Source organism: Streptomyces sp. NPDC093071 (assembly GCF_044754545.1).
Lineage (GTDB): Bacteria > Actinomycetota > Actinomycetes > Streptomycetales > Streptomycetaceae > Streptomyces.
Genome location: NZ_JBIVPH010000003.1, coordinates 1029727 through 1055541, shown reverse-complemented (window position 1 = coordinate 1055541; position 25815 = coordinate 1029727). Strand labels below are relative to the sequence as shown.

22 protein-coding genes are annotated in these 25815 nt (G+C 72.7%); 6 read left to right on the top strand and 16 right to left on the bottom strand.

The genetic code is table 11. From position 1 onward, the window contains the following. Positions 1-29: 29 nt before the first annotated feature. The gene (locus ACIQD7_RS16020) at positions 30-344 is read right to left on the bottom strand and encodes a hypothetical protein (RefSeq protein ID WP_402442111.1); all 315 of its coding nucleotides are present in this window, start codon (positions 342-344) and stop codon (positions 30-32) included. Between the two features lie 493 nt (positions 345-837). Between ACIQD7_RS16020 and ACIQD7_RS16015 the strand changes: the two genes are divergently transcribed. Both ACIQD7_RS16015 and ACIQD7_RS16010 read left to right on the top strand, forming a co-directional pair. Further along, positions 838-1359 (top strand): universal stress protein, encoded by a 522-nt coding sequence (locus ACIQD7_RS16015; protein WP_121831733.1) that lies wholly within the window; start codon positions 838-840, stop codon positions 1357-1359. 151 nt (positions 1360-1510) lie between these two features. After that, positions 1511-2080: a GPR1/FUN34/YaaH family transporter gene (locus ACIQD7_RS16010; protein WP_402442109.1), complete on the top strand. Its 570-nt coding sequence runs from the start codon at positions 1511-1513 to the stop codon at positions 2078-2080. Positions 2081-2204: 124 nt separating this feature from the next. Here ACIQD7_RS16010 and glmS read toward each other — a convergent pair whose 3' ends face one another. Together glmS and ACIQD7_RS16000 are read right to left on the bottom strand one after the other, a co-directional pair. Continuing rightward, a complete protein-coding gene (gene glmS, locus ACIQD7_RS16005) occupies positions 2205-4022 on the bottom strand; it encodes a glutamine--fructose-6-phosphate transaminase (isomerizing) (protein WP_121831735.1) in 1818 nt (605 codons plus the stop codon). 70 nt (positions 4023-4092) lie between these two features. Continuing rightward, the gene (locus ACIQD7_RS16000) at positions 4093-4368 is read right to left on the bottom strand and encodes a hypothetical protein (RefSeq protein ID WP_030210307.1); all 276 of its coding nucleotides are present in this window, start codon (positions 4366-4368) and stop codon (positions 4093-4095) included. 193 nt (positions 4369-4561) lie between these two features. Here ACIQD7_RS16000 and ACIQD7_RS15995 point away from each other — a divergent pair, with 193 nt between their 5' ends. Both ACIQD7_RS15995 and ACIQD7_RS15990 read left to right on the top strand, forming a co-directional pair. Beyond that, positions 4562-6196, top strand: a complete 1635-nt coding sequence (locus ACIQD7_RS15995) for a beta-N-acetylhexosaminidase (RefSeq protein WP_402442107.1) — start codon at positions 4562-4564, stop codon at positions 6194-6196. Positions 6197-6307: 111 nt separating this feature from the next. Further along, positions 6308-7453, top strand: a complete 1146-nt coding sequence (locus ACIQD7_RS15990; RefSeq protein WP_402442105.1) for an SMI1/KNR4 family protein — start codon at positions 6308-6310, stop codon at positions 7451-7453. A 117-nt stretch (positions 7454-7570) separates the two neighbouring features. Here the strand turns inward: ACIQD7_RS15990 and ACIQD7_RS15985 are convergent, their stop codons facing one another. The 9 genes from ACIQD7_RS15985 to ACIQD7_RS15945 form a co-directional block, all read right to left on the bottom strand. Next, a complete protein-coding gene (locus tag ACIQD7_RS15985) occupies positions 7571-9361 on the bottom strand; it encodes an IucA/IucC family protein (protein WP_402442103.1) in 1791 nt (596 codons plus the stop codon). After that, the gene (locus ACIQD7_RS15980) at positions 9358-9888 is read right to left on the bottom strand and encodes a GNAT family N-acetyltransferase (protein WP_402442101.1); all 531 of its coding nucleotides are present in this window, start codon (positions 9886-9888) and stop codon (positions 9358-9360) included. Before ACIQD7_RS15980 ends, ACIQD7_RS15985 begins: the two co-directional genes overlap by 4 nt. After that, the gene (locus ACIQD7_RS15975; RefSeq protein WP_402442366.1) at positions 9885-11132 is read right to left on the bottom strand and encodes a lysine N(6)-hydroxylase/L-ornithine N(5)-oxygenase family protein; all 1248 of its coding nucleotides are present in this window, start codon (positions 11130-11132) and stop codon (positions 9885-9887) included. The genes ACIQD7_RS15980 and ACIQD7_RS15975 overlap by 4 nt, the downstream gene beginning before the upstream one ends. 112 nt (positions 11133-11244) lie before the next feature. Beyond that, on the bottom strand, positions 11245-12690 hold the full coding sequence (locus ACIQD7_RS15970; protein ID WP_402442099.1) for a pyridoxal phosphate-dependent decarboxylase family protein: 1446 nt from the start codon (positions 12688-12690) through the stop codon (positions 11245-11247). Between the two features lie 164 nt (positions 12691-12854). After that, positions 12855-13718, bottom strand: a complete 864-nt coding sequence (locus ACIQD7_RS15965) for a siderophore-interacting protein (protein WP_402442097.1) — start codon at positions 13716-13718, stop codon at positions 12855-12857. A 218-nt stretch (positions 13719-13936) separates the two neighbouring features. After that, complete coding sequence (locus tag ACIQD7_RS15960) at positions 13937-15097, bottom strand: acyl-CoA dehydrogenase family protein (RefSeq protein ID WP_389667086.1); 1161 nt, start codon at positions 15095-15097, stop codon at positions 13937-13939. 8 nt (positions 15098-15105) lie between these two features. Beyond that, entirely contained in the window at positions 15106-16023 is a 918-nt protein-coding gene (locus ACIQD7_RS15955) for a hydroxymethylglutaryl-CoA lyase (RefSeq protein ID WP_402442365.1), read from the bottom strand. 14 nt (positions 16024-16037) lie between these two features. Next, the gene (locus tag ACIQD7_RS15950) at positions 16038-17969 is read right to left on the bottom strand and encodes a biotin carboxylase N-terminal domain-containing protein (RefSeq protein ID WP_402442095.1); all 1932 of its coding nucleotides are present in this window, start codon (positions 17967-17969) and stop codon (positions 16038-16040) included. Between the two features lie 14 nt (positions 17970-17983). Then, positions 17984-19591 carry a carboxyl transferase domain-containing protein gene (locus tag ACIQD7_RS15945; protein WP_121831744.1) on the bottom strand — a complete coding sequence of 536 codons (1608 nt, stop codon included), beginning with the start codon at positions 19589-19591 and terminating at the stop codon, positions 17984-17986. Between the two features lie 87 nt (positions 19592-19678). On the opposite strand from ACIQD7_RS15945, the gene ACIQD7_RS15940 reads away from it, so the two are divergent. Continuing rightward, positions 19679-20278, top strand: coding sequence for a TetR/AcrR family transcriptional regulator (locus ACIQD7_RS15940; protein ID WP_121831745.1), 600 nt, complete (start codon positions 19679-19681; stop codon positions 20276-20278). Positions 20279-20480: 202 nt separating this feature from the next. Next, positions 20481-21260, top strand: a complete 780-nt coding sequence (locus tag ACIQD7_RS15935) for a phosphatase (RefSeq protein ID WP_121831746.1) — start codon at positions 20481-20483, stop codon at positions 21258-21260. Positions 21261-21269: 9 nt separating this feature from the next. Here ACIQD7_RS15935 and ACIQD7_RS15930 read toward each other — a convergent pair whose 3' ends face one another. The 4 genes from ACIQD7_RS15930 to ACIQD7_RS15915 form a co-directional block, all read right to left on the bottom strand. Further along, positions 21270-22220 carry a cation diffusion facilitator family transporter gene (locus tag ACIQD7_RS15930; RefSeq protein ID WP_121831747.1) on the bottom strand — a complete coding sequence of 317 codons (951 nt, stop codon included), beginning with the start codon at positions 22218-22220 and terminating at the stop codon, positions 21270-21272. Between the two features lie 19 nt (positions 22221-22239). After that, on the bottom strand, positions 22240-23148 hold the full coding sequence (locus tag ACIQD7_RS15925) for an acyl-CoA thioesterase (RefSeq protein ID WP_402442092.1): 909 nt from the start codon (positions 23146-23148) through the stop codon (positions 22240-22242). Continuing rightward, complete coding sequence (locus ACIQD7_RS15920; RefSeq protein WP_161372135.1) at positions 23149-24306, bottom strand: acyl-CoA dehydrogenase family protein; 1158 nt, start codon at positions 24304-24306, stop codon at positions 23149-23151. It abuts the gene before it with no gap. A 104-nt stretch (positions 24307-24410) separates the two neighbouring features. Further along, complete coding sequence (locus ACIQD7_RS15915) at positions 24411-25664, bottom strand: helix-turn-helix domain-containing protein (RefSeq protein WP_402442090.1); 1254 nt, start codon at positions 25662-25664, stop codon at positions 24411-24413. Between the last annotated feature and the right edge of the window lie 151 nt (positions 25665-25815).

Below are 25815 nucleotides of genomic sequence, written 5' to 3'. Positions count from 1 at the left end.
CTCGGAGGGGGTCGGGGACCCCTCCGGAACTAGCGCCGGCGTCCGCCGCGGGCGGTCTCCGCGCGGAGACCCCGCTCCGAGCGCCGCAGCAGCAGCCGGCAGGCCGCCGTCACCGAGAGGAGCCCGAGGGCGGCCCCGGCCGCCCCGCCGAGCGAGGTGCCGTAGACGACGAGCACCACCGGGACCAGGACGCAGCAGAAGACCGCCCAGCGGACGACGTCCCCGGCGGCCTGCTCGCCCCTCCCCGCCGCCGGTTCCACCGGGGCGGGGTCCGCGCGGGGCGCGGCGAGCGTCGGGGTGGGGGTGACGGAGGACCGGACGGCGACGGTCGGCGGTACGGGCACGGGCGCTCTCCCTGCGACGGTGGAACGGACCTGTGGCAACGAGGTACGGAACGCTCCGGTCACTCCCGCCGCCGCCCGTTCGGCCCCGCGCGGACCCGGGACCCGGGCCCGGCGCGCCCCCGGCCCGGCCCCGGGCCGCCCCCGCGCCGGACGCCCGGCCCGGCTCGGGCCCCTACGCGAACCCCGCCCCCGCGCGGAGCGCCGATCTCACCCCGGCGCGGAACGCCGATCTCACCCCAGAGCAGACGCCTGTAGGACACAACCGGCATTGCCAGATCGCGAACCGCTCGTGCATTCTCCCTGGAACGCCGTGCACGAGCGGCGTGCCCGCCGGGTCCGGAGCGGTGGGGCCTGGGCAGGAGAGGAGTGCCGCCGTACCCTTGGGGGTATGGGGTTGGGAAGATGATTCCCGGACACAGCTCCGCCGCCTCCCGTCGTTCCTCTCCTCCTTCTCCCGTCCCTTCCCACGAGGACCCTCTTCGCCGAGACACCGATGGCCGGTCACGAATTCCCCGAACCCGCGGACCGCAAGCGCGTCGCCGACTCCACGGTCGACCCCCTCGCGGTCGAACAGCCACGTCATGCCTGCGACCCGGCCTTCCGGCACGGAGTGGTCGTCGGCTTCGACGGCTCCACGTCCAGTGAGCGCGCCCTCGCGTACGCCATCGGCATGGCCCGCCGCTCCGGCTCCGGCCTGATCATCGTGCACGTGGCCAACCGGCTGCCCACCACGGTGTGGGCCGGCTGCGAGCCCCCCGTCTTCGTGGACGTCCCCGACCACCGCACCGAGGTCCTCGGCCTGGAGCTGGCCTGCGCCGAGCACCTCTCCGAGGTCCCCTGGATCCTGGTCGAGCGCGGCGGCGACATCTGTCACGAGCTGGAGGAGGTCGGCCGGGAGTACTCGGCCGACGCGATCGTGGTCGGCTCCACGCACGGGATCGTCGGGCGGATCTTCGGCTCGGTGGCCGGCCGCCTCGCGCGCCGCGCCCAGCGCCCCGTCGTCGTCATCCCGTAACTCCGCACCGCTCGCTCCCCTCCCTCAACTGCCGTCATCCGGCCATAATTTCGGCCTTCCTCAGGTGAATTGTGTACTTGTGAAGGGTAGATAAAGGCCACGGAACACAGCAGCTCACGCAGCACGACTGCGCATCTGAAGGGAGCCCGCCGTGGACAACGACGTCGCCGCGGGAAACACCAGCTCCACGCTCGGCCACCTCGCACTCGGACTGACCCTCCTGGCCTTCGGCCTGGGCGGCACCGGTGTCATCGACAACGTCGCGGCGACGGACGCCGCGGGCCTCGCCACCTGGGTCGGCGGGGTGACGCTCTTCCTCGTCGGCCTGCTCGCGCTGCGCGCGGGCGACACCCGGGAGGGCACGGCGTACACGGCGCTCGGCGCCTTCTGGTTCACCTGGGGGACCGCCGTCGGCGGCGGCGCCTCGGCCGACGCCGTGGGCGTCTTCCTGCTCCTGTGGGCGCTCCTCGCGCTCACCCTGACCCTGGCGGCCTCGGGCGGCGGGCTCTTCGGACAGGGTGTGTACGGGCTGCTGTTCGTCGCGCTGGTGCTGCTCGGCATCGGCGCCCTGGCCGGCAACGACGGCCTCGGGAAGGCGGGCGGCTGGGTCGCCGCCGTCGCCGGACTGCTCGCCTGGTACGGCGCCACGGCCGCCGTCGCGGGCTGGCCGACGGCGCTCCGGCGCCGGGCGTCGGGCGAGAGCGCCCCGGCCACGAGCTAGTCCGGGAAGTGCGACGGTCCCCGTGCACGGGAGGTGTGTGCACGGGGACCGTCGCGTGTCAGGTCGGGCGGCGCCGGGGGACAGGCCCGGCGGCGGGTCCGGGGGACAGGCCCGGACCGCGCTGCTACTCGACCGTGACGGACTTGGCCAGGTTGCGCGGCTTGTCGATGTCGCGGCCCATGGCGAGGGCGGTGTGGTACGCGAAGAGCTGGAGCGGGATGCCCATGAGGATCGGGTCCAGCTCGTCCTCGTTCTTCGGGACCACGAGGGTGTGGTCGGCCTTCTCCTGCGGCTGGTGCGCGACCGCGAGGATGCGGCCGCTGCGGGCCTTGATCTCCTCCAGGGCGGCGCGGTTCTTCTCCAGGAGGTCGTCGTCGGGGACGATCGCGACCGTCGGCAGGGCCGGCTCGATGAGGGCCAGCGGGCCGTGCTTCAGCTCGGAGGCCGGGTAGGCCTCGGCGTGGATGTAGGAGATCTCCTTGAGCTTGAGGGAGGCCTCCAGGGCGACCGGGTAGCCGCGCACGCGCCCGATGAACATCATCGACTGGGCGCCCGCGTACTCCTCGGCGAGGCGCTTGATCTCGTCCTCGCCCTTGAGGATCTCCTCGATCTGGGCGGGCAGCTTGCGCAGGCCCTCGATGATCCGCTTGCCGTCGGTGACGGACAGGTCGCGGATGCGGCCGAGGTGCAGGGCGAGCAGCGCGAAGGCGGTCACCGTGTTGGTGAAGCACTTGGTGGAGACGACGCAGACCTCGGGGCCCGCGTGGACGTACACGCCGCCGTCGGCCTCGCGGGCGATGGCGGAGCCGACCACGTTGACGACGCCGAGGACGCGGGCGCCCTTCCGCTTGAGCTCCTGGACGGCGGCGAGCACGTCGTAGGTCTCGCCGGACTGGGAGACCGCGATGTAGAGGGTGTCGGGGTCCACGACCGGGTTGCGGTAGCGGAACTCCGAGGCCGGCTCGGCGTCGGCGGGGATGCGGGCCATGGACTCGATGAGCCCGGCGCCGATGAGACCGGCGTGGTACGAGGTGCCGCAGCCGAGGATCTTGATGCGGCGGATGGTGCGGGCCTCGCGCGGGTCCAGGTTCAGGCCGCCCAGGTGCACGGTGGAGAAGCGGTCGTCGATCCGGCCGCGCAGCACGCGGTCGACCGCGTCGGGCTGCTCGGAGATCTCCTTGTGCATGAAGGTGTCGTGGCCGCCCATGTCGTAGGAGGCGGCCTCCCACTCGACGGTCTCCGGGGTGGCGGTGGTGGTCGCGCCGGAGGTCGTGTAGGTGCGGAAGTCGTCGGCCTTGAGGGTGGCCATCTCGCCGTCGTCGAGGGTGACGACCTGGCGGGTGTGGGCGATCAGGGCGGCGACGTCGGAGGCGACGAGCATCTCCTTCTCGCCGATGCCGAGGATGACCGGGGAGCCGTTGCGGGCGACCACGATGCGGTCGTTGAAGTCGGCGTGCATCACGGCGATGCCGTAGGTGCCCTCGATGACCTTCAGGGCCTCGCGGACCTTCTCCTCCAGGGTCTCGGCCTGGGAGCGGGCGATGAGGTGGGTGATGACCTCGGTGTCCGTCTCGGAGGCGAAGACGACGCCGTCGGCCTCCAGCTTGGCGCGGAGCTCCTGGGCGTTGTCCACGATGCCGTTGTGGACGACGGCGACCTTGTTCTCGGGGTCCAGGTGCGGGTGCGAGTTGACGTCGCTCGGCGCGCCGTGGGTGGCCCAGCGGGTGTGGGCGATGCCGGTGGTGCCGGTGAAGCGCTTGGGGACGCGGGCCTCCAGGTCGCGGACGCGACCCTTGGCCTTCACCATCTTCAGGCCGGAGGCCTTCGGGCTGGTGACGACCATGCCGGCGGAGTCGTATCCGCGGTACTCCAGGCGCTGCAGGCCCTCGAGCAGCAGCGGTGCCACGTCGCGCTTACCGATGTAACCGACAATTCCGCACATAAAGGTGAAACCCCTCCAGGTCAGTGGATGTACTCGGCCGTTCGGGCCGTCCTTCGGGAGCCGGGGAGGCTCAGCCGTACACGATCCGGCGCAGCTGCCGGAGCGAGAGCTCCGGCGGTGCCACGGCCCGGTGCGGCAGCTCCGCCGCGATCCGTTCGAAGATCTCGGCGTTCACGGCCCCGCCGGACTGCAGTTCGCGGTGGCGGCGGCGGACGAACTCCTCCGTCGTCTCGTCGAAGTACGCCAGCACGTCGAGCACCACCCGGGCGGCCTCACCGCGCTGGAGCGCGGTGCTGCGGACCAGGTGGTCGATGAGGTCGTCGTGCGACGGACGGCGTTCGAGCACCCGTGAATACTGAGGGGTACTCCCGCCTCCACGCAAGAATCCTGCCCGAAATCGGGCAGGTATGGTGGGGTCGAGCCCTCGAACCGGGTGGTTGGCCTAGACCTTGACCGGTGGCGAGCTCGACGGTACGCAGGAACCTGGTTCGGAGAGAGAAACCGACAGACGCGTCGACCACCCGAAGGGGAGCCCGCCCGTGAGACAGCGCCGAAGGATTCCACGCCTGATCGGATCCCTGCTCCTGGTCACGGCCGCCGGCGTCGGCTGCGGTGAGACCGCCGTCGGCACCGACGGCAAGGCCGCCGGCCACCGCGCCGCCGCCGAGCCCGAGGTCCGCCCGCTCGGCCGCATCGTCCCCGTGCCCGCCTCCGTCGCCCCCGGGGGCGAGCCCTACGCCCTCACCACCGCCACCCGCATCGGAGTGGACACCCGCTCCGCCGAGACCAAGGCCCTCGGCGCCTACCTCGCCGGACTGCTCCGGCCCGCCACCGGCCTCCCGCTGCCCGTCGTCGACGAGCAGGCGGCCCGCGGCGGCATCCGGCTCAGGATCAGCCCCCGCGACACCGCCCTCGGCGACGAGGGCTACCGGCTCCGCTCCGGACCGGACGGCATCACCCTGACGGCCCACCGCCCCGCCGGACTCTTCCGCGGCGTCCAGACCCTCCGCCAACAACTCCCCGCCGCCGTCGAGCGCGGGACCGTCCAGCCGGGCCCCTGGAAGGTCGCGGGCGGCACGATCACCGACACCCCGCGCTACGCCTACCGGGGCGCCATGCTCGACGTCGCCCGCCACTTCTTCACCGTCGACGAGGTGAAGCGGTACATCGACCAGCTCGCCCTCTACAAGGTGAACACCCTCCACCTGCACCTCTCCGACGACCAGGGCTGGCGCATCGCCGTCGACTCCTGGCCCCGCCTCACCACGTACGGCGGCTCCACCGAGGTCGGCGGCGGCCCCGGCGGCTTCTACACCAAGGAGGAGTACAAGGAGATCGTCCGGTACGCCGCCTCCCGCTACCAGGAGGTGATTCCGGAGATCGACGTGCCGGGCCACACCAACGCGGCCCTCGCCTCCTACCCCGAGCTCAACTGCGACGGCGTCGCCCCGCCGCTCTACACCGGCACCAAGGTCGGCTTCAGCTCCCTGTGCGTGCCCAAGCCGGTCACGTACGACTTCGTGGACGACGTGATCCGGGAGATCGCCGCCCTCACCCCCGGCCGCTACCTCCACATCGGCGGCGACGAGGCCCACTCCATCAGCCACGCCGACTACGTGGCCTTCATGGACAAGGTGCAGCCGGTCGTCGCCAAGTACGGGAAGACCGTCGTCGGCTGGCACCAGCTGACCGGCACCACCCCCGCCCCCGGCGCCCTCGTCCAGTACTGGGGCCTCGACCGCACCCCTCCCGCCGAGAAGGAACAGGTCGCCGCCGCCGCGCGCGCCGGCACCGGCCTGATCCTCTCGCCCGCCGACCGCACCTACCTCGACATGAAGTACACGAAGGAGACCCGGCTCGGCCTCTCCTGGGCCGGATACGTCGAGGTGCGCCGCTCGTACGACTGGGACCCGGCGGCCTACCTCCCCGGCGTCCCCGAGAGCGCCGTCCGGGGCGTCGAGTCCCCCCTATGGACCGAGACCCTCGCCACCACCGACGACCTCGACGTCATGGCCTTCCCCCGCCTGCCGGGCGTGGCCGAACTGGGCTGGTCCCCGGCGTCGACCCACGACTGGGACACGTACAAGCTCCGCCTCGCCGAACAGGCCCCGCGCTTCGAGGCCCTCGGCATCGACTGGTACCGCTCGCCGGAGGTGCCGTGGCCGGCGGGGTAGCCGGCGCTTGAACGGGAACGCCCGGCGGGGGTCTTCCGCCGGGCGTTCCCCGTGTGCGGCCGGCGAGCGACGGCCGGACCGTTGTCAGTGCCGGTTCCTAAGATCACCCTCATGACAGCAGACCTGGTCCACGCGTCATGGAACCGCATCGACGCGTGGCTGCGCGAGCACGCGCCCCGCACCTTCGCCACGCTCCGGCCGCCCGCCGGGGACGAGGAGATCGCGATGGCGCAGGAGGAACTGGGGGTCACCTTCCCCCCGGACCTGGTCGCCTCGCTCCTCCGGCACGACGGGGCGCTCGAGGGGCCCGAGGCCTTCCGGTTCGATACGGGCGACCGGCTGCTCGGAATGAGCGGCATCCTCGCGGACACCCGGTTCCTGCGCGGCATCGACCAGGGCCCCGACGGGGAGACCGAGGACTACTGGCTCCACGGCTACGTGAAGTTCGCCTCGTACGACGTGACGTCGGACGGCCTCCTGCTGGACTGCCGTACCGGACGGGACTCCTTCGGCGCGATCGGACGGTTCTTCGACGAGACCGGCACCGGTTTCGGGCAGGCCGACTCGCTGGGCGGGTGTCTGGCCGAACTGGCCGACACGCTGGAGCGCGGCCGGGACGCCGGTCTCGTCACGTTCAACGGCCGGCTGATCTGGGAGGGCTCTCCGCCCGCCAGACCGGAGTGGAGCGCCGACGACCCCCTTCCGGCCCCGGACGAGCAGTTGCCGGAGCTGGACCTGTCCTACGGCCCCGCCGACCTCCTCCACGTGAGCCATCTGGACGGCCACGAGGAACTCGGCGCGCTGATCGCGGTCCTGCCGTACGAGCGGGTGGCCGAGGCCGCGCGGAAGCAGGTGCGCAGACTGGCGGTCGACAGCGGGCTGAACGACTACCCGGAGGTCGCGGCGGCCCTGGACGCGTGGGAGCGCGGCACGGCCCGGCCGCGGCCGGACCGGACCGACCCGCTCGCCCTGCGGCTCCGCGCGGTCCTCGCACGGGCCGACGCCGGCCGGGACCACGCGCGCAGATGGGCCGCGGAGAAGATCGCCCTCGGGATCTGGGGCTCCCCCCACCGGTCCGTGTGCGAGACCGCGGAGACCCGCAGCCACTTCACCCTCGACTGGCGTGCGGACCTCCACGAGGACCTGGGCGGCCTGCCCCTGCCACCGATGCCCGACGACCGGTTCTGGGGAACCCTGAACAACCCCGCCGTCGACTCCAGCTGGTACGCGGCCCAGTACGCCCAGGACCAGGGCTGACCCCAGGGCGGCCGGGTCCGGCTGCCGCCCCCTGCGGAGGGGGCCGGCCGGCGAAGGCGAAAAGACGCGAGCCCCGGCGGAGGACCGTCTCCGGCGGGGCTCGTGTCGGTCGTGGGGTCAGGCGAAGCGGGTGATCGGGTTCGGGAGGTCGCCGACGAGCTGGAGGGCCGCCGACGGGTCCGAGAGGTCGACCATCTGCTGGTTGTCGCGGAGCTGGAGGCGGTTGAGGGCCGACAGGGCGAAGGTCTTCGCGAACATGTCGTACCGCTCGAAGCGGGCCGCGAACTCCGGGTGTTCCTGCTGGTAGCCGCGCACGCACTCCGCGACCGTGCGCCAGAAGTCGTCCTCTCCGAGTACGCCCTCCGCCGCGAGGGTCGCCGCCAGGAAGCGGAAGAAGCAGTCGAAGACGTCGGTGAAGACCGAGAGGAGCTTCATGTCCTCCGGGACCTCGGCCCGCACCCGCTCCACCGCCGGCGGCAGCACCGCGTCCGGGTCCATGACGACGATCTCCTCGGCGATGTCCTTGAAGATCGCCCGCACGACCCCGCCGCGCTCGTCCAGGACCAGGATCACGTTCTCGCCGTGCGGCATGAACGCCAGGTCGTAGGCGTAGAAGCTGTGGAGGACCGGGAGGAGGTAGGCGTCGAGGTACTGCCTCAACCACGCTGTCGGCTCCTCGCCCGACTCCCTCATCAGCGCGCCCGCGAAGGACGCGCCCGCGTGGTCCACGTGCAGCAGCGAGGCCATCGTCGCCAGGCGCTCGCCCTCCGCGAGGGACGGCACTGGCGACTCGCGCCAGAGCGCGGCCAGCATCTTGCGGTAGGGAGAGTAGCGGTCGGTGGCGGCCTCGTACTCCAGGTGCCGGTAGCCGACCGCCGCCCGCTCCCGGATGATCGAGAAGCGTGCCGACGCGAAGACCGGGTCCGACTCGATCAGACCGTGCAGCCAGTCGTTGATCGCCGGGGTCGCCTCCATGTACGCGGCCGAAAGCCCCCGCATGAAGCCCATGTTGAGGACCGACAGGGCCGTCTTCACGTAGTGCTTGGCCGGGTCCGAGGTGTTGAAGAACGTACGGATCGACTGCTGCGCCAGATACGTGTCGTCGCCCTCGCCCAGGTACACCAGGCGCTCCTGCGCCACCTCGGCGGCGAAGGTGACGGACAGCTTGTTCCACCACTGCCAGGGGTGCGCCGGCATGAGGAGGTAGTCGGCGAGGTCCAGGCCGCGGGCGGCCAGGGTCGCCGCGAAGCCGTCCACCGCCGCGTCGCCCAGCTCCGCGCGGACGAAGGCCTCGTAGTCGATGCCCGCCCCGGCGGTGAAGGCGGCCCGGTCGCGGCGGGCGGCCAGCCAGATCAGGCGGATGTCGCTCGCGGCCTCGGGGGCGTACGCGCGGAACTCGTCGACGCCGAAGCCGAGCCGGCCGTTGTTGGCGACGAAGCAGGGGTGACCCTCGGTCATCCCGGTCTCGATCGCCTGGAACCCGGCGCGGGCCAGGTCGGCGGAGGAGACCTGCGGCTTGGTCGCCTTGTAGGCCGTGCCCGCCAGGGTGGAGGAGATCTCCTCCAGGTACACCGGCAGGATCTCGTCGCTCAGGCCCAGCGAGCCGCGCAGCTCGATGATGAAAAGCAGCGCGTCCAGGGGGAGTTCCTCGTCGCCCCGGTGGCGGGTGATCGACGCCGGGTCGATCTGCCAGTGGTCGAGGGCGTACCGGTCGGCGGCGAAGCGGTACGCGGTCGCGCCGTCGTCGGACAGGACCTCGTACCGGTCGTCGCCGAGCCCGCGCGGGTCGAGCAGCCGCTCGTGCGCGAACTCGGCCAGGCCCTTGCGGATCAGCGCGCGGTTGGCGTCGGCCCAGCGCCCGGGGGTGAGGTGGGCGACCGCGTCGGCGGTCTGCGGAACGGTGCTCATGCGGCGGCTCCCACGGCGGCCTCGAACTGTGCCCGGGTGCAGAAGCTCAGCAGCGCCTTCTTCTCCGGCTTCTGGATCTCGCGCTCGGGCACGAAGCCCACGGCCGCGTTGAGCGCGTGCACGGCCTTGTTGTCGACGTCCGGCTCGACCACCACGCGGGCGGTCGCCGGGTCGGCGAACAGCTCCGCCATCACGGCGGTGATCACCTTGCGGGTGAAGCCGTGCACGGGGGTGTCGGTGGGCGCGACCAGGAAGTGCATGCCGACGTCGCCCGGCTGCGGCTCGTAGAGCCCGACCAGTTCCAGGTGGGCCGGGTCGTAGCGCTCCATGAGGATCGAGGGGACCCCGTCGACCAGGCCGACGAACGCCTCGTGGTGCGGGTTCGCGGCGAAGGCCGTGTACTCGCGCACGACGTCCTCCCGGCTCGCGTCCTGCATCATCCAGAAGGCGGCCTTGGGGTGGGTGACCCAGCCGTGGAGCAGCTCCGCGTCCTGGACGGGGTCGAGCGGGCGGAAGCGGACGGTCATACGGCGAACTCCTGGAAGGCGATGGTCTTCTCGACGGGGTAGTACTCGCGGCCCAGCATCGCGGCGATGATGCGGGCGTTCCGGTACGCGCCCATGCCCAGGTCGGGCGAGGTGATCGAGTGGGTGTGGACGCCGGCGTTCTGGAGGTAGACGCCGCGGCCCGTCGTGTCGATCGCGTAGTCGCGCGCCACGTCGAAGCGGCCCTGTCCGTCCCATCGGAGGCGGTCGCGGACCGGCTCCAGGAAGGCGGGGACGTCGTACTTGTAGCCGGTGGCCAGGATCAGGCCGTCGGTCTCCAGGGTGAAGTCCTTCTCCTGCTCCTCCTGGCGGAAGCCGAGCGCGTACGTGCCGCTCTCCTCGTCGTACGCGGCGGTGTGCAGCGCGGAGTTGGTGAGGAGCCGGGTGGGCACGGGGCCGTTCAGGTTCTTCTGGTAGAGCAGGTCGAAGATGGCGTTGATCAGCTCGCCGTCGATGCCCTTGAAGAGGCCCTTCTGCTCGGTCTCCAGGCGGTAGCGGGTCCGCTCGGGCAGCGCGTGGAAGTAGTCCACGTACTCCGGGGACGTCATCTCCAGGGTGAGCTTGGTGTACTCCAGCGGGAAGAAGCGCGGGGAGCGGGTCACCCAGTTGAGCCGGTAGCCGTGGACGTCGATCTCGCTCAGGAGGTCGTAGTAGATCTCGGCGGCGCTCTGGCCGCTGCCGACCAGGGTGATGGTCTTCTTCTTCTGGAGCTCCGCCTTGTGCGGCAGGTAGCGCGAGTTGTGGATCAGGTCGCCGCCGAGGTCCCGGCAGGTCTCGGGGACGTGCGGCGGGGTGCCGGTGCCGAGCACGATCCGGCGGGCGCGGTACGTCGCGCCGCCCTCGGTGGCCACCTCGTACACCTCGGCGGCCTCGTCGAAGGCGACGGCGGTGACCGTGGTCGAGAAGCGGACCGAGGTGAGCCGGTCGGCGGCCCAGCGGCAGTAGTCGTTGTACTCGGTCCGCAGCGGGTAGAAGTTCTCCCGGATGTAGAACGAGTACAGCCGGCCCTTCTCCTTCAGGTAGTTGAGGAAGGAGTACGGCGAGGTCGGGTCCGCGAGGGTGACCAGGTCCGACATGAACGGGGTCTGGAGGTGGGCGCCCTCCAGGAACATCCCGGAGTGCCACTCGAAGCCGGGCTTGGACTCCAGGAAGAGGCCGTCCAGCTCCTCGATCGGCTCGGTCAGGCAGGCGAGTCCGAGGTTGAACGGACCGAGCCCGATGCCGATGAAGTCGTGGACCCGGGCCGCGTCGTGTGCGGCGGTCCCGGACGCGGCCGTTCCGTGTGCGGCCTTCTCGGACGGAGCCTTCTCGAGCGGGGCCTTCTCGGACGGGGCCTTCTCAGGCGTGGACAAGGTTCTCTCCCAGGTACTGCTCGGCGTGGCCGGCTATCAGATCGAGGACGGCCGCGATGTCGGCGGCGGTGGTCTCGGGGTTGAGCAGGGTGAACTTGAGGTACTGGCGGCCGTCGACCTTGGTCCCGGCGACGACGGCCTCGCCGGAGGCGAACAGGGCCTCGCGGGCGTGCAGGTTGGCCCGGTCGACGGCCTCGGGGTCGGCGTCCGCGCCGGACGCGGGGACGTAGCGGTAGACGAGCGTGGAGAGGCTCGGCTCGACCACGACCTCGTAGCGGGAGTCGGCGGCGAGCAGCGCGTGGCCCTCCCGGGCCAGGGCGCAGACCTCGTCGAAGAGCCCGCCGACGCCGTCGGCGCCCATCACCCGCAGGGTCATCCACAGCTTGAGCGCGTCGAAGCGGCGGGTGGTCTGGAGGGACTTGTCGACCTGGTTGGGGATCTTCTCGGCGACCGTGCGGAGCGGGTTGAGGTAGTCCGCGTGGTACGTCGCGTGGCGCAGGGTGGCGCCGTCGCGGACCAGGAGCGCGGAGGAACTCACCGGCTGGAAGAAGGACTTGTGGAAGTCGACGGTGACCGAGTCGGCCCGCTCGACGCCGTCGAGCAGGTGACGGCGGGTGGGGGAGGCGAGCAGTCCGCAGCCGTAGGCCGCGTCGACGTGCATCCAGGCGCCGTACTCGTCGGCCAGCTCGGCGATCTCGGGCAGCGGGTCGATGGAGCCGAAGTCGGTGGTGCCGGCGGTGGCCACGATCGCCATCGGAACCAGGCCCTCGGCACGGCAGGCGGCCAGCTCGGCGGCGAGGGCGGTGGCCCGCATCCGCTTCTCCGCGTCGACCGGGACGGAGACGACGGCCCCGGTGCCCAGGCCGAGGAGGCCGGCCGACTTCTGGACGCTGAAGTGGCTGCACTCGGAGGAGAAGATCCGGAGCTTCGCCGGATCGTCCGTCTTGGCCTCCTCGCGGGCGAGGAGCAGGGCCTGGAGGTTGGACTGCGAACCGCCGCTGGTGAACACGCCGTCGGCGGCGGGCCCGAAGCCCGCCCGGCCGTTGGTCCAGTCGATCAGCTTCCGCTCGATGAGGGTGCCGCCGGCGCTCTGGTCCCAGGTGTCCAGGGAGGAGTTGACGGCCGAAAGGACGGCCTCGCCGACGACGGCGGGGATGACGACCGGGCAGTTCAGGTGGCCCAGGTAGCGGGGGTGGTGGAAGTAGACGGCGTCGCGGAGGTAGACGTCCTCCAGCTCGCCGAGGGCGGCGGAGACGTCCCCGAGCGGCCGGTCGAGGTCGACGGCGTCGATGACGGGGGCCAGCTCGGCGGGGGTCGTACCGGTGAACGGTCCTCGCACCGAGGCGAGTTTGTCCGCCACCCGCCCGACCCCTTCGGTGACGGAGCGACGATAGCTCTCCGCCGTGGTGCCGTTGAGCAGGTGGGAGCGCATGGGGGGACCCTTCCGGGAGGAAACGCTGGGGGCAGGGGGGATCGCCGGAGGAAGCGACCGCTGGAATGTAGGTGAGCCTAACCTAATTTATTGGCACCGAGTGCCATCAAGCCGCCCTGGAACGGGGTGGCTTGAGTGAGATGGATTACGTGGCGGAAAAACGCCTACGCGTCGTCGCGGGCCGCGTCCTCCCGCGTCTCGTCCGGGACCTCCCGCAGCGCGTCCTCGGACAGACCCTTGCGCCAGTAGCCCACGAACGTCACCCGGCGCCGGTCGAGCCCGCGCTCCCGCACGAAGTGCCGCCGCAGCGCCTTCACCGACCCCGACTCGCCCGCGATCCACACGTACGGGGACTCCCCGGGCAGTTCGGACCCGCGCACCGCGTCCACGGCGGACGGCGCCCCCTCCTCCCGTACGAGCCAGGTGACCTCGGCGTCGGCGGCGGTGGGCAGTTCGGTCCGGTCGCCGGAGTGCGGGACCTCCAGGAAGACCCGGGCGCGGGTCCCGGCCGGCAGCCACTCCAGGATGGCCGAGGCCGCCGGGAGGGCCGTCTCGTCCGCCCAGATCACGACGGCGTCGGCGTCCTCGGGCGGCCGGAAGCGGACGGCCGTGTTGTCGGCCACGGCGGGGCCGAGGACGACCACCCGGTCGCCGGGCGCGGCGCCCGCGGCCCAGCGGCAGGCCGGCCCGCCGTCCTCGTGGAGCGCGAAGTCGATGTCCAGCTCGTCCGGCCCGGTGCGCTGCTCGCGGGCGGTGTACGAGCGCATCACGGCCCGCTCCTCGTGGGGCATCGCCCGCCAGGCGCCGAGGATCGCGTACATGTCCTGCCCGTCCAGGGGTGGCAGGACGGGGGCCTCCTGGCCGGGGTGCGGCAGGAAGAGGGAGAGCGACTGGTCGCGGCCCCCGGCGGCGAAGTCCTTCAGGTCCTCGCCGGTGAAGGTGACCCGGACCAGGGACGGGCCGAGGCGCCGCGTCCGGTCGACCCGGAGCGAGAAGAACCGGAAGGGGGCGGTCTCGGCGTGCGTCATGGGGCGGGCACCTTTTCGGTACGGGGTCTCCACGGGGGTCTCCCGGGCGTGCGGGGGCCACTCTGTCCGGCGGCGAATGTAGGTTAGCCTAACCTCATAATTACCGGTCGGTCAGGGGTCCCGGAACCGGCCGCGTGCACGGCGAAGCCCGTCCGCCCCGTGCACGGCGAAGCCCGCCGCCCCCGCACGGGAACGACGGGCCCTCACCCGCGCCGGATTCAGCCCGTCAGGCCCAACTCCCGCGCGATCAGCATCCGCTGCACCTCGCTCGTGCCCTCGCCGATCTCCAGGATCTTCGAGTCGCGCCACATCCGGGCCACCGGGTACTCGTTCATGAAGCCGTAGCCGCCGTGGATCTGGGTCGCCTCGCGGGCGTTGTCCACGGCCACCGTGGAGGAGTACAGCTTCGCGATGGCCGCCTCCTTCTTGAAGGGCTCGCCCAGGACCAGGCGCGAGGCCGCGTCCCGCCAGCCGATGCGGGCCATGTGCGCCCGGGTCTCCATGTCCGCGATCTTGAACTGGATGGCCTGGTTGTCACCGATCGGGCGGCCGAAGGCGTGACGTTCCTTCGCGTACTTCACGGACTCGTCCACACAGCCCTGCGCCAGGCCCGTCGCGAGCGCCGCGATGGCGACCCGGCCCTCGTCCAGGATCCGGAGGAACTGCGCGTAGCCGCGGCCCTCCTCACCGAGGAGGTTGCCGACCGGGACCCGGACGTCGTCGAAGGACAGCTCGCGGGTGTCCGAGGCGTTCCAGCCGACCTTCGAGTACGGGGCCGCGACCGTGAAGCCCGGGGTGCCGGAGGGGACGATGATCGAGGAGATCAGCGGGCGTCCGTCGGGCTTGCGGCCGGTGACCGCCGTGACCGTCACCAGGCCCGTGATGTCCGTACCGGAGTTGGTGATGAAGCACTTCGAGCCGTTGATCACCCACTCGTCGCCGTCGCGGACGGCCGTCGTGCGGGTGCCGCCCGCGTCCGAGCCCGCGCCGGGCTCGGTCAGGCCGAACGCGCCCAGGATCTCCCCGGCGCACAGCCTCGGCAGCCACTCCCGCTTCTGCTCCTCGGTGCCGAACAGGTGCAGCGGCATCGCGCCCAGCGAGACGCCCGCCTCCAGGGTGATGGCCACCGAGGAGTCGACCCGGGCCAGCTCCTCCAGGGCGATCCCGAGGGCCAGGTAGTCGCCGCCCATGCCGCCGTACTCCTCGGGGAACGGCAGCCCGAACAGGCCCATGCGGCCCATCTCGCGGACGATCTCGTACGGGAACTCGTGCCGCTCGTAGTAGTCCCCGATCTTCGGGGCGATCACGTCGTGGGCGAACGCCTCGACGGTGCGGCGGAGTTCCTGGTGCTCGGCGGAGAGCCGGTGGTCGAGGGACATGGGTTCCTTCACTCCTTGTGGGAGAGGGCGCGGACGGTACGGGACGGGCTGGGTCGGCCCAGCTGTTCGGCCATCCACACGCTCGTGGCGGTGAGGGCGGCCAGATCGACCCCGGTCTCGATGCCGAGGCCGTCGAGCATCCACACGAGGTCCTCGGTGGCGAGGTTGCCGGTCGCGCTCTTCGCGTACGGGCAGCCGCCGAGGCCGCCGGCGGAGGCGTCGACCGTGGTCACCCCGTGCCGCAGCGCGGCCAGGGTGTTGGACAGGGCCTGCCCGTAGGTGTCGTGGAAGTGCACGGCGAGGCGGGAGGCGGGGATGCCCGCTTCGCCGAGCGCGGTGAGCAGGGCTTCGACGTGGCCGGGGGTGGCGACGCCGATGGTGTCGCCGAGGCTCAGCTCGTCGCAGCCCATGTCGGCGAGGGCCTTGGTGACCCGGACGACCTGCTCGATCGGGACCGGGCCCTCCCAGGGGTCGCCGAAGCACATCGACAGGTAGCCGCGGACCTTCAGTCCGGCCTCTATGGCCCGGATGACGGTCGGCGCGAAGAGGGCGAGGGCCTCGTCCACGGTCCGGTTGAGGTTGGCCTTGGCGAAGGACTCGGTGGCCGAGGCGAAGACGGCGATCTCCCGGGCGCCGAGCGCGAGGGCCCGGTCGAGGCCCCGCTCGTTCGGCACCAGGACCGGGAGGCGGACCGGCAGGTCGCGGACCAGCGGGAACAGGCCCTCGGCGTCGGCCAGTTGGGGCACCCACTTGGGGTGCACGAAGCTGGTCGCCTCGACGGTGCCGAGCCCGGCGGCGGCGAGGCGCCGGATGAACTCCGCCTTCACCTCCGTCGGGACGGCCCCCTTCTCGTTCTGGAGGCCGTCGCGGGCCCCGACCTCGTGGATCCGGACCCGGGCGGGGAGCCCGGCGCCGGGGACGGTCATGGGCAGTCCGGTGGTCACGCGTCCTCCCCGGAGGTCTCGTGCGGGGTGACGACGGCCAGGACCTGGTCCATCGCGACGGTGGTGCCGGGCGTGACGTCCAGCTCGGTGACGGTGCCGGCGTGCGGGGCGGAGATGACGTGCTCCATCTTCATCGCCTCCACGACGAGCAGGCTCTGCCCGGCCTCGACCTCGTCCCCGACGGCCACCTTGACCACGGTCACGGTGCCGGGCATCGGCGCGGCCAGCGTGTCCGCGCCGCTCCGCCCGGCCCCGCTGAGCGCGGCCTCGACGGGGTCGTGGTCGAGCACGTGCCAGGAGTCGCCCTCCCGGCCCAGCCAGGCGCCGGCGCGGTGGAAGGAGTGGGTGACCCCGTCCACGACGACCGTCACCGAGGCGTCGGTGACCCGGGCGCCCGGCGGGGCCTCGACGGTGACGGGTTCGAGTCCCGCTACGCGTACGGGGAAGGCGAGCGGGGCCGGAGCGCCGCCCAGGCGCCAGCCGTTCGGCACCGAGAAGGGGTCCGTCCAGCCGTCCCGGGGCGCCGGGGCCAGCTCCGCGAGCCGTACGGCCGCCGCCGCCGCGTACACCTCGGCCGGCACGTCCTTGGGGACGAGGCCCTCCGCCTCGCGCTCCACCAGGCCGGTGTCGAGGTCTCCCTTCACGACGTCCTCGTGGGCGAGGAGACGGCGCAGGAAGCCCGCGTTCGTCGGGACGCCGAGGGTGACCGTGTCCGCGAGGGCCGCGCGCAGGCGGCGCAGGGCCGTGGGGCGGTCCGGGGCGTGCACGATGACCTTCGACAGCATCGGGTCGTAGAGGGACGAGACCTCCGTGCCCTCGCTCAGGCCCGAGTCCGTACGGGCCCCGTCGCCCTGCGGCTCGTGGAGCGCCAGGACCGTGCCGCCCGAGGGCAGGAAGCCGCGGGACGGGTCCTCGGCGCAGATCCGGGCCTCGATCGCCCAGCCGTCGAGCCGGACGTCCTCCTGGGCGAAGGGCAGCGGCTCGCCGGAGGCGACCCGCAGCTGCCACTCCACCAGGTCGATGCCGGTGATCAGCTCGGTCACCGGGTGCTCGACCTGGAGCCGGGTGTTCATCTCCATGAAGCAGTACGAGGCGGGGTCGCCGCCCGGGACGATGAACTCGACCGTGCCCGCGCCCACGTAGCCGCAGGACCGGGCCGCCTCCACCGCCGCCGCGCCCATCGCCGCCCGGAGCTCCGGGGTGAGCAGGACGCTCGGCGCCTCCTCCACGATCTTCTGGTGGCGCCGCTGGAGCGAGCACTCGCGCTCCCCGAGGTGCACCACGTTCCCGTGGGTGTCGGCGAGGACCTGGATCTCGATGTGCCGGGGCCCGTCGATCCACCGCTCCACGAGCAGCGTGTCGTCGCCGAAGGAGGCGCGGGCCTCGCGCCGGGCCGCCGCGATCTCCTCGTCCAGGACCGCCAGGTCCCGCACGAGCCTCATGCCCTTGCCGCCGCCGCCCGCGCTGGGCTTGAGCAGCACGGGGGCGCCCAGCTCGCGGGCGGCCTCGGCCAGTTCGGGGTCGGCGGCGCCCGGGACGACGGGCACGCCCGCCGCCTTCACGGTCTCCTTCGCCCGGATCTTGTCGCCCATGAGGGAGATCGCCTCGGCGGACGGTCCGATGAAGACGAGCCCCGCCTCGGCGCAGGCCCGCGCGAAGGCGGCGTTCTCGGCGAGGAAGCCGTAGCCGGGGTGGACGGCCTGCGCGCCGGTGCGGCGGGCCGCGTCCAGCAGCGCGGGCACCGACAGGTACGACTCGGCGGCCGGCGGCGGGCCGATCCGCACCGCCGTGTCCGCCTCCCGCACGTGCCGGGCGTCGGCGTCCGCGTCGCTGTACACGGCCACCGAGCGGACGCCGAGCTCCCGCAGGGTGCGGATGACCCGGACCGCGATCTCGCCCCGGTTGGCCACAAGAACGGTGTCGAACATGCTCCGAGAACCCCTCACATCCGGAAGACGCCGAACTGGGGGTCACCCAGGGGCGCGTTGGCACAGGCGGTCAGGGCGAGGCCGAGGACCTGCCGGGTCTCCAGCGGGTCGATGACCCCGTCGTCCCACAGCCGCGCGGTGGCGTAGTAGGCGCTGCCCTGGGTCTCGTACTGCTCGCGGATCGGGGCCTTGAAGGCCTCCTCTTCCTCCGCGCTCCAGCCGTCGCCGAGCTGGTCGCGCTTGACGGTCGCGAGGACGGAGGCGGCCTGCTCGCCGCCCATGACCGAGATCTTGGCGTTGGGCCACATCCACAGGAAGCGGGGGGAGTAGGCCCGGCCGCACATCGAGTAGTTGCCCGCGCCGTACGAGCCGCCGACGACCACGGTCAGCTTCGGGACCCGGGTGGTGGCGACGGCCGTGACCATCTTGGCGCCGTGCTTGGCGATGCCGCCGTGCTCGTACGCCTTGCCGACCATGAATCCGGTGATGTTCTGGAGGAACACCAGCGGGATGCCGCGTTGGTCGCACAGCTCGATGAAGTGCGCGCCCTTCTGGGCGGACTCGGCGAACAGGATGCCGTTGTTGGCGACGATGCCGACCGGGTGCCCGTGGATCCGGGCGAAGCCGGTGATCAGCGTCTGCCCGTACTCGGCCTTGAACTCCTGGAAGCGGGAGCCGTCCACGACCCGGGCGATGACCTCGCGCACGTCGTACGGGGTGCGGGAGTCGACGGGCACGGCCCCGTACAGGCCGTACGGGTCGACCTTCGGCTCCTCGGCCGGCTCGACCGACCAGGGGAGCGGGCCGCGCCCGGGGAGGGTGGCGACGATGTTGCGGACGATCCGCAGGGCGTGGGCGTCGTCCTCGGCGAGGTGGTCGGTGACGCCGGAGATCCGGGAGTGGACCTCGCCGCCGCCCAGCTCCTCGGCCGTGACGACCTCGCCGGTCGCGGCCTTCACCAGCGGCGGGCCGCCGAGGAAGATCGTGCCCTGGTTCCGCACGATCACGGCCTCGTCGCTCATCGCGGGGACGTACGCGCCGCCGGCCGTGCAGGAGCCGAGGACGGCCGCGATCTGCGGGATGCCCGCGCCGGACATCCGGGCCTGGTTGTAGAAGATCCGGCCGAAGTGCTCCCGGTCGGGGAAGACCTCGTCCTGCATCGGCAGGAAGGCGCCGCCGGAGTCGACCAGGTAGAGGCAGGGGAGGCGGTTCTCCAGGGCCACCTCCTGGGCCCGCAGGTGCTTCTTCACCGTCATCGGGTAGTACGTGCCGCCCTTGACGGTCGCGTCGTTCGCGACGATCACGCACTCGCGGCCCGAGACCCGCCCGATGCCCGCGATGACGCCGGCGGCCGGGGCCTGGTCGCCGTACATGCCGTTCGCCGCGAGCGGGGCCAGCTCCAGGAACGGCGAGCCCGGGTCGAGGAGGGTGTCGACCCGGTCCCGGGGGAGCAGCTTGCCGCGTGCGGTGTGCCGCGCCCGGGACTTCTCGCCCCCGCCCAGCGCGGCCGCCGCCAGCTTGGCGCGCAGGGTCGCGGCCAGCTCGTGGTGCGCGGCCTCGTTCGCCTGCCAGGCCGGCGAGGCGGGATCCGCCGCACTCGACAGCACGGGTGCCTGCTGCATCGACCGATCTCCCTTGTCCGGTTAATGAGCGTTAACGTATGGCGGACAGGTTAACGACCGCTAACGGGGTTGTCTAGAATCGAATTCATGGCCACGACTACCACCGCCGGCGGCAGGATCGACGCCCCCACGCGCCGCGAGCAGATCCTCAAGGAGGCCGCGCGCCTCTTCGCCGAGCGCGGTTTCCACGGCGTGGGCGTGGACGAGATAGGGGCCGCCGTCGGCATCAGCGGCCCCGGGCTCTACCGGCACTTCCCCGGCAAGGACGCGATGCTCGCCGAACTGCTCGTCGGCATCAGCGAGCGGCTCCTCGACGGCGGCCGGCTGCGGGCCGGCGAGGCGGCGGGCGACCCCCGGGCCCTGCTCGGCGCCCTCATCGACGGGCACATCGACTTCGCCCTCGACGACCGGCCCCTGATCACCCTCCACGACCGGGAGCTGGACCGGCTCAGGGACGAGGACCGCAAGCGGGTCCGCAAGCTCCAGCGGCAGTACGTGGAGCTGTGGGTGACGACGGTCCGCGAGCTGTACCCGGACGCCCCCGAGAGCGAGGCCCGCACCGCCGTCCACGCGGTCTTCGGCCTGCTCAACTCCACCCCCCACCTGGCCGCCCTCGGCCGCCGCCCCATGGAGGAACTCCTCCGCCGCCTGGCCCACGGCGCCTTCGGGGCGCTCGCGGCCGGCTAGGACGCCGACCCTGCCGGGGCCCGGCGGGCGGGACGGTCCCTCCCTGCCGCTCCCGGAGCGCGACCGCACGCTCCCGGGGCGCGACCGCACGCGCGCGGGGCGCGAGGACGACACGGCGCCGCCCGGCGGCCGGGGCGACCGGGGCGTCCAGGAGGCGGAATCCGGTCCCCGGCCGGCCCGGGGCTCGGACAGAATGAGCCCCATGCCGATACTCAGCCGCCCCGCCCTCGTCGAGCACCTCGTCCGCACCCGGATCGCGGGAGACGTCGCCACCCCGCGCGACAACAACCTCTCCCACTACAGAAAGCTCGCCAACGGCGACCGGCACTACTGGCTCGGCCTGGAGCTCGGCGACCGCTGGACCGACGAGCAGGACGTGCTGGCCGTGATGGCCGAGCGGTGCGGCGTCGTCGACGACCCGGCCCACCGGACCGGCCAGGACACCATCGACCCCGAGCTGACCGTGGACGCCCTCGACCGGGCGGCCGCCCGGCTGCGCAAGGCCGCCGAGGGACGGGAGCGGGTCCTCTTCGCGACCGGCCACCCCGGCTCCCTCATCGACGTCCACAGCCGGGTCGCGGCCGCGCTGCGCGCCCGGGGCTGCGACGTCGTCCGCATCCCCGGCGGCCTGATCGCGGACGAGGGGTACGTCGTGCAGTTCGCGGACGTCGCCGTCTTCGAGCGGGGCGCCAGCCTCTGGCACACCCACTCCCCGGAGCCGATGAACGCGATCCTGGACGGCCTGGAGGTCCTGGGCGAGCCCGCGCCCGACCTGGTGGTCGCGGACCACGGCTGGGCCGGGCGCGCGGCCCAGCGCGGCATCGACTCCGTCGGCTACGCGGACTGCAACGACCCCGCCCTCTTCCTGGGCGAGGCCGAGGGCACCATGCAGGTCACGATCCCGCTCGACGACCACGTCCTGGACCCCCGTTACTACGAGCCGATGACCGCGTACCTGCTCGACGCGGCCGGTCTGGGCTGATCCGCGGGCTCACTCCGGCCCGCGCCGCCCCCGGCCCGGCGTCGGGTCCAGGTACACCCGGCGGACCGCCGGCACGCGCGCGCGGAGCCGGTCCTCGGCCTCCTCGCAGGCCCACTCGATCTCCTCGGCCGGCACGCCGTCCCGGAAGTCGACCTTCGCGGCGACCAGCACCTCGCCCGGCCCCTGGATGAGGGTCGTCAGGTCGAGCACGTCCGCGACCTGCGGGACGGACAGCAGCTCCGCGCGCACGGCGTCCCGCGCCTCCTTCGGCAGCGGGCGGCCGACGAGCAGCTCGGCGTTGGAGCGGCCGAGCACCCAGGCCACGTACACGAGCAGGGCGCCGATGAGGATCGAGGCGACCCCGTCCCAGACGCCCGAGCCGGTCAGCTGGCCGCCGAGCAGGCCGCCCGCCGCGAGCAGCAGTCCGGCGAGGGCGGCCGAGTCCTCCATGACGACCGCCTTGACGGTGGTGTCGGGGGTGCGCCGCAGATGGGTCGCGAGGGGGATCCTCCGCTCCCGCGCCTCGCCCCGGACCTGCCGGAGCCCGGTCCGCAGCGAGAAGCCCTCCAGGAGGAAGGCGACGGCGAGCACCACGTACGAGACGAGCGGGTCGCCCAGCTCCTCGCCGTGGGTGAGGGTGTGGATCCCGTCGTAGACGGAGAAGACCGCGCCGCCGACGAAGGTCGCGACGGCCGCCAGCATCGCCCAGACGTACCGCTCGCCCGCGTATCCGACCGGATGGTCCTCGTCGGCCGGCTTCCCGCTCCGCCGGAGGGCGGTGAGCAGCATGAGCTCGGTGACGGTGTCGGCGACCGAGTGGGCCGCCTCCGACATCATCGCGCTCGACCCGCTGATCAGCCCCGCCACGGCCTTGGCGACGGCGATGCCGAGGTTCGCCCCCGCCGCCACGAGCACGGTGAAGGTGCTCTCGCCGTTCCCGTCCTTCGGCTTTCGACCCATGGTCGGAACGTATGCCCGGTCAGGAGCGCGGCACGCGAACGACACCCTCCTGGATGACCGAGATGGCCAGCCTCCCGTCCCGCGTCCAGATCCTGGCCTGGCCGAGGCCGCGCCCGCCGCCGGAGGAGGGGGACTCCTGGTCGTACAGGAGCCACTCGTCGGCCCGGAAGGGCCGGTGGAACCACATCGCGTGGTCGAGGGAGGCCCCCACCACGTCCCCGACGGCCCAGCCGCCCCGCCCGTGCGCGAGCAGGACGGAGTCGAGCAGCGTCATGTCGGAGACGTACGTCGCCAGGCAGACGTGCAGCAGGGGGTCGTCGGCCAGTTTGCCGTTGGTGCGGAACCAGACCTGCGAGCGCGGCTCGCGCGGCTCCCCGGCCGAGCCCCAGGGCGGGGTGTCCGCGTACCGCAGGTCGACGGCGGCCCGCGCCTCGATCAGGCGCCGGGCCACGTCCTCCGGCAGGTGCCGGGGCAGCATCTCCCCGGCCGTCGGCAGGGTCTCCGGGTCCGGCGCGGCCGGCATGTCCGCCTGGTGGTCGAGCCCCTCCTCGTACGCCTGGAAGGAGGCGGAGAGGTGGAAGATCGGCTGCCCGTGCTGGACGGCGACGACCCGGCGGGTGGTGAAGGAGCGGCCGTCCCGGATGCGGTCGACCGAGTAGACGATCGGCGCGCCGGGGTCGCCGGGGCGCAGGAAGCACGCGTGCAGGGAGTGCGCGAGGCGGTCCTCGGGCACGGTCCGGCCCGCCGCCACCAGGGCCTGGGCGGCCACCTGGCCGCCGAAGACGCGGGGGACGAGCGAGGACCGGGACCGGCCCCGGAAGATGTCCCGCTCGATCCGCTCCAGGTCGAGCAGATCGAGCAGGGACTCCAGGGCCCCGGGGGCGTCCGGGACGGCCTGGACGCCCAGGGCGTCGTGCGCCTCGGGCACTTACAGGCCCATCGACTTCGCGATGATCGACTTCATGATCTCGCTGGTGCCGCCGTAGATGCGGTTGACGCGGTTGTCGGCGTACAGGCGGGCGATCGGGTACTCGTTCATGTAGCCGTAGCCGCCGTGCAGCTGGAGGCAGCGGTCGATGACGCGGTGGGCGACCTCGGTGCAGAAGAGCTTGGCGCTCGCGGCCTCGGCCGGGGTCAGCTCGCCCGCGTCCAGGGCCTCCAGGGCGCGGTCCGCGACGGCCTCGGCGGCGTCGACCTCGGCCTGGCAGGCGGCCAGCTCGAACTTGGTGTTCTGGAAGGAGGCGACCGGCTTGCCGAAGACCGTGCGGTCCTGGACGTACTGCTGGGCGAAGCGGACGGCGGCCTTGGCCTGCGCGTAGGCGCCGAAGGCGATGCCCCAGCGCTCGGAGGCGAGGTTGTGGCCGAGGTAGGAGAAGCCCTTGCCCTCCTCGCCGAGCAGGTCCTCGACCGGGACCTTGACGTCGACGAACGCCAGCTCGGCGGTGTCGGAGGTGCGCAGGCCGAGCTTGTCGAGCTTGCGGCCGATCGAGTAGCCCTCGGACTTCGTGTCCACGGCGAAGAGGGAGATGCCGAAGCGGCGGTCCTCGGCCGACGGGGCGGAGGTGCGGGCGCAGACGATCACGCGGTCGGCGTGGACGCCGCCGGTGATGAAGGTCTTGGCGCCGTTGAGGACGTAGTGGGTGCCGTCCTCGGAGAGCTTGGCGGTGGTCTTCATGCCCGCGACGTCGGAGCCGGTGCCCGGCTCGGTCATGGCGAGCGCCCACATCTCCTCGCCGGAGACGAACTTCGGCAGGTAGCGCTTCTTCTGGTCCTCGGTGGCCAGCATCTTCAGGTACGGCAGGGCGAGCAGGACGTGGACGCCGGAGCCGCCGAACTGGACGCCCGCGCGGGAGGTCTCCTCGTAGAGGACGGCCTCGAACTTGTGGGTGTCCAGGCCCGCGCCGCCGAACTCCTCGGGCACGTTGATGCCGAAGATGCCCAGCTCGCCGAGCTTGTAGTAGAAGTCGCGGGGCGCCTGGCCGGCCGCGAACCACTCGTCGTAGACCGGGACGACCTCGGCCTCGATGAAGGCCCGGATGGTCTCCCGGAACGCCTCGTGGTCCTCGTTGAATACGGTACGGCGCACGAGCCGCCTCCTTCGGTTCCTGTCCTGGTCCGGCCGGTCGCTCCGACGCTCCGACATTTGTCTAAGCGCTTGCTCAGCCTTTGTCGATCGAAGTTACCCATCGGTCACCCGGTCTGTCCAGACTCCGCGCCTGTGATCCAGCGCCCTCCGGCGGTGTCGTACGCGTACGCCGGCCGCCCTTTCGTCCCGCTCGTCCGGAAGGGCTTCCCGTCATCCGTGATCCTCACCGTCCCGGACCGGTCCCCGGCGCTCCACTCGAGTTCCAGGTACCAGCGGCAGTCGCAGCCCACCGTCCGCGCGGAGACCAGCAGCTCCTCGGGGTCGGAGGCGGTGACCTTGTACGGGAAGGAGACGGCCGGGATCGTCCGGGGCTCGGCCCCGGAGGCGTCGTGCCCGTCGACGGGCCGGGCTAGCGGGCGCGGCCGGTCGAGGTCCACGGCGAAGTGGCGCGGGGTGACGGCCCCGCCGCAGCCGTCGCCCATCCGGTACGCGTTCCACGGCGGCGGCGCGGCCCGGCCGACCACACGGACGTGCAGGGCGTGGAGGACGACGGCGGTGGACGGCGAACGGCCCTGGACCGTGACCCGCACCAGCGTCTCCCCGCCGTGCACGGCTCCGTGCGCCTCCGCCCACGCCTCGGCGTCGGCCGTGACCGGCGGCGGGGCGACCGCGCGCGGGGCCCGGTCCACGAGGTACGTGTGCCCGCAGTCGCCCTGCCAGAGCTGGGAGCCGATGGTCCAGGTGAAGGGGACGGGCCGCTCCCTTCCGGGGGAGGGGGCGGAGGTGGAAGGGGGCGCGGGGGCAGGGGCGGAAGGCGTGCGGGAGGGACGGCCGAGCAGGGCGGCGGCCAGGGCGAGCACGACGAGGACAACGGCTCCGGCGACGAGGAGCGGGGCGGGGAGGGAGGGGAGACGGCGGGCGCGGGGTGCTTCCGGCGCGGTCGGTTCGGGTTCCGGGCTCGGTTCCACCGAGGTCGGTTCGGATTCCGGGGCCGGGCTCGGTTCCGGCGCGGACGGCACAGGCACGGGCGCGGGCGCGGGCGGGGCCGTCGGCCGGTCGCCCGGGGCCACGGAGGCGGCGAACTCGGGCAGGGGCGGCACCGGCGGCCGGCGGGCGCCGTCTGCGCGGGTCCAGGCCGCCTCCAGGGCCCGTCGCTCCTCCGCGTCCGCCCCGCACAGCAGGGCGAGGCGGTCGACCACGGCGAACTCCTCCGGGACGGTCGCGCCGGAGCAGTAGCGGTGGAGGGTGGACGCGCTGACGCTCAGGCGCCGGCCCAGCGCCTCGTAACTCCTCCCGTCCCGTGCCTTCAGCGCGCGCACGAGCCGCGCGAACTCCTCGACGGCGGCGTCCTTCGGCATTCCATCCCCCTCGCCCTTGCGTCCCACTCTTCACGTCCTTGCACGTCAGCGGGGGTGGAATGGTTCCGGGACGGAGGGCGGGCGCGTCACCGTTGCGGGAGGCGGGGCGCCGGCCCGACGCTGGTGGAGCACCGACCGAACCACCCGACGG

Coding starts and splice junctions, on each gene's coding strand:
- ACIQD7_RS15960 (WP_389667086.1), bottom strand. CDS start 15,097: ATGTCCCTCGACCACCGGCTCTCCGCCGAGCACCAGGAACTCCGCCGC.
- ACIQD7_RS15955 (WP_402442365.1), bottom strand. CDS start 16,023: ATGACCGTCCCCGGCGCCGGGCTCCCCGCCCGGGTCCGGATCCACGAG.
- ACIQD7_RS15985 (WP_402442103.1), bottom strand. CDS start 9,361: ATGAGCACCGTTCCGCAGACCGCCGACGCGGTCGCCCACCTCACCCCC.
- ACIQD7_RS15990 (WP_402442105.1), top strand. CDS start 6,308: ATGACAGCAGACCTGGTCCACGCGTCATGGAACCGCATCGACGCGTGG.
- ACIQD7_RS15950 (WP_402442095.1), bottom strand. CDS start 17,969: ATGTTCGACACCGTTCTTGTGGCCAACCGGGGCGAGATCGCGGTCCGG.
- ACIQD7_RS15980 (WP_402442101.1), bottom strand. CDS start 9,888: ATGACCGTCCGCTTCCGCCCGCTCGACCCCGTCCAGGACGCGGAGCTG.
- ACIQD7_RS15965 (WP_402442097.1), bottom strand. CDS start 13,718: ATGACGCACGCCGAGACCGCCCCCTTCCGGTTCTTCTCGCTCCGGGTC.
- glmS (WP_121831735.1), bottom strand. CDS start 4,022: ATGTGCGGAATTGTCGGTTACATCGGTAAGCGCGACGTGGCACCGCTG.
- ACIQD7_RS15945 (WP_121831744.1), bottom strand. CDS start 19,591: ATGCAGCAGGCACCCGTGCTGTCGAGTGCGGCGGATCCCGCCTCGCCG.
- ACIQD7_RS15935 (WP_121831746.1), top strand. CDS start 20,481: ATGCCGATACTCAGCCGCCCCGCCCTCGTCGAGCACCTCGTCCGCACC.
- ACIQD7_RS15930 (WP_121831747.1), bottom strand. CDS start 22,220: ATGGGTCGAAAGCCGAAGGACGGGAACGGCGAGAGCACCTTCACCGTG.
- ACIQD7_RS15915 (WP_402442090.1), bottom strand. CDS start 25,664: ATGCCGAAGGACGCCGCCGTCGAGGAGTTCGCGCGGCTCGTGCGCGCG.
- ACIQD7_RS15970 (WP_402442099.1), bottom strand. CDS start 12,690: ATGCGCTCCCACCTGCTCAACGGCACCACGGCGGAGAGCTATCGTCGC.
- ACIQD7_RS16015 (WP_121831733.1), top strand. CDS start 838: ATGGCCGGTCACGAATTCCCCGAACCCGCGGACCGCAAGCGCGTCGCC.
- ACIQD7_RS15940 (WP_121831745.1), top strand. CDS start 19,679: ATGGCCACGACTACCACCGCCGGCGGCAGGATCGACGCCCCCACGCGC.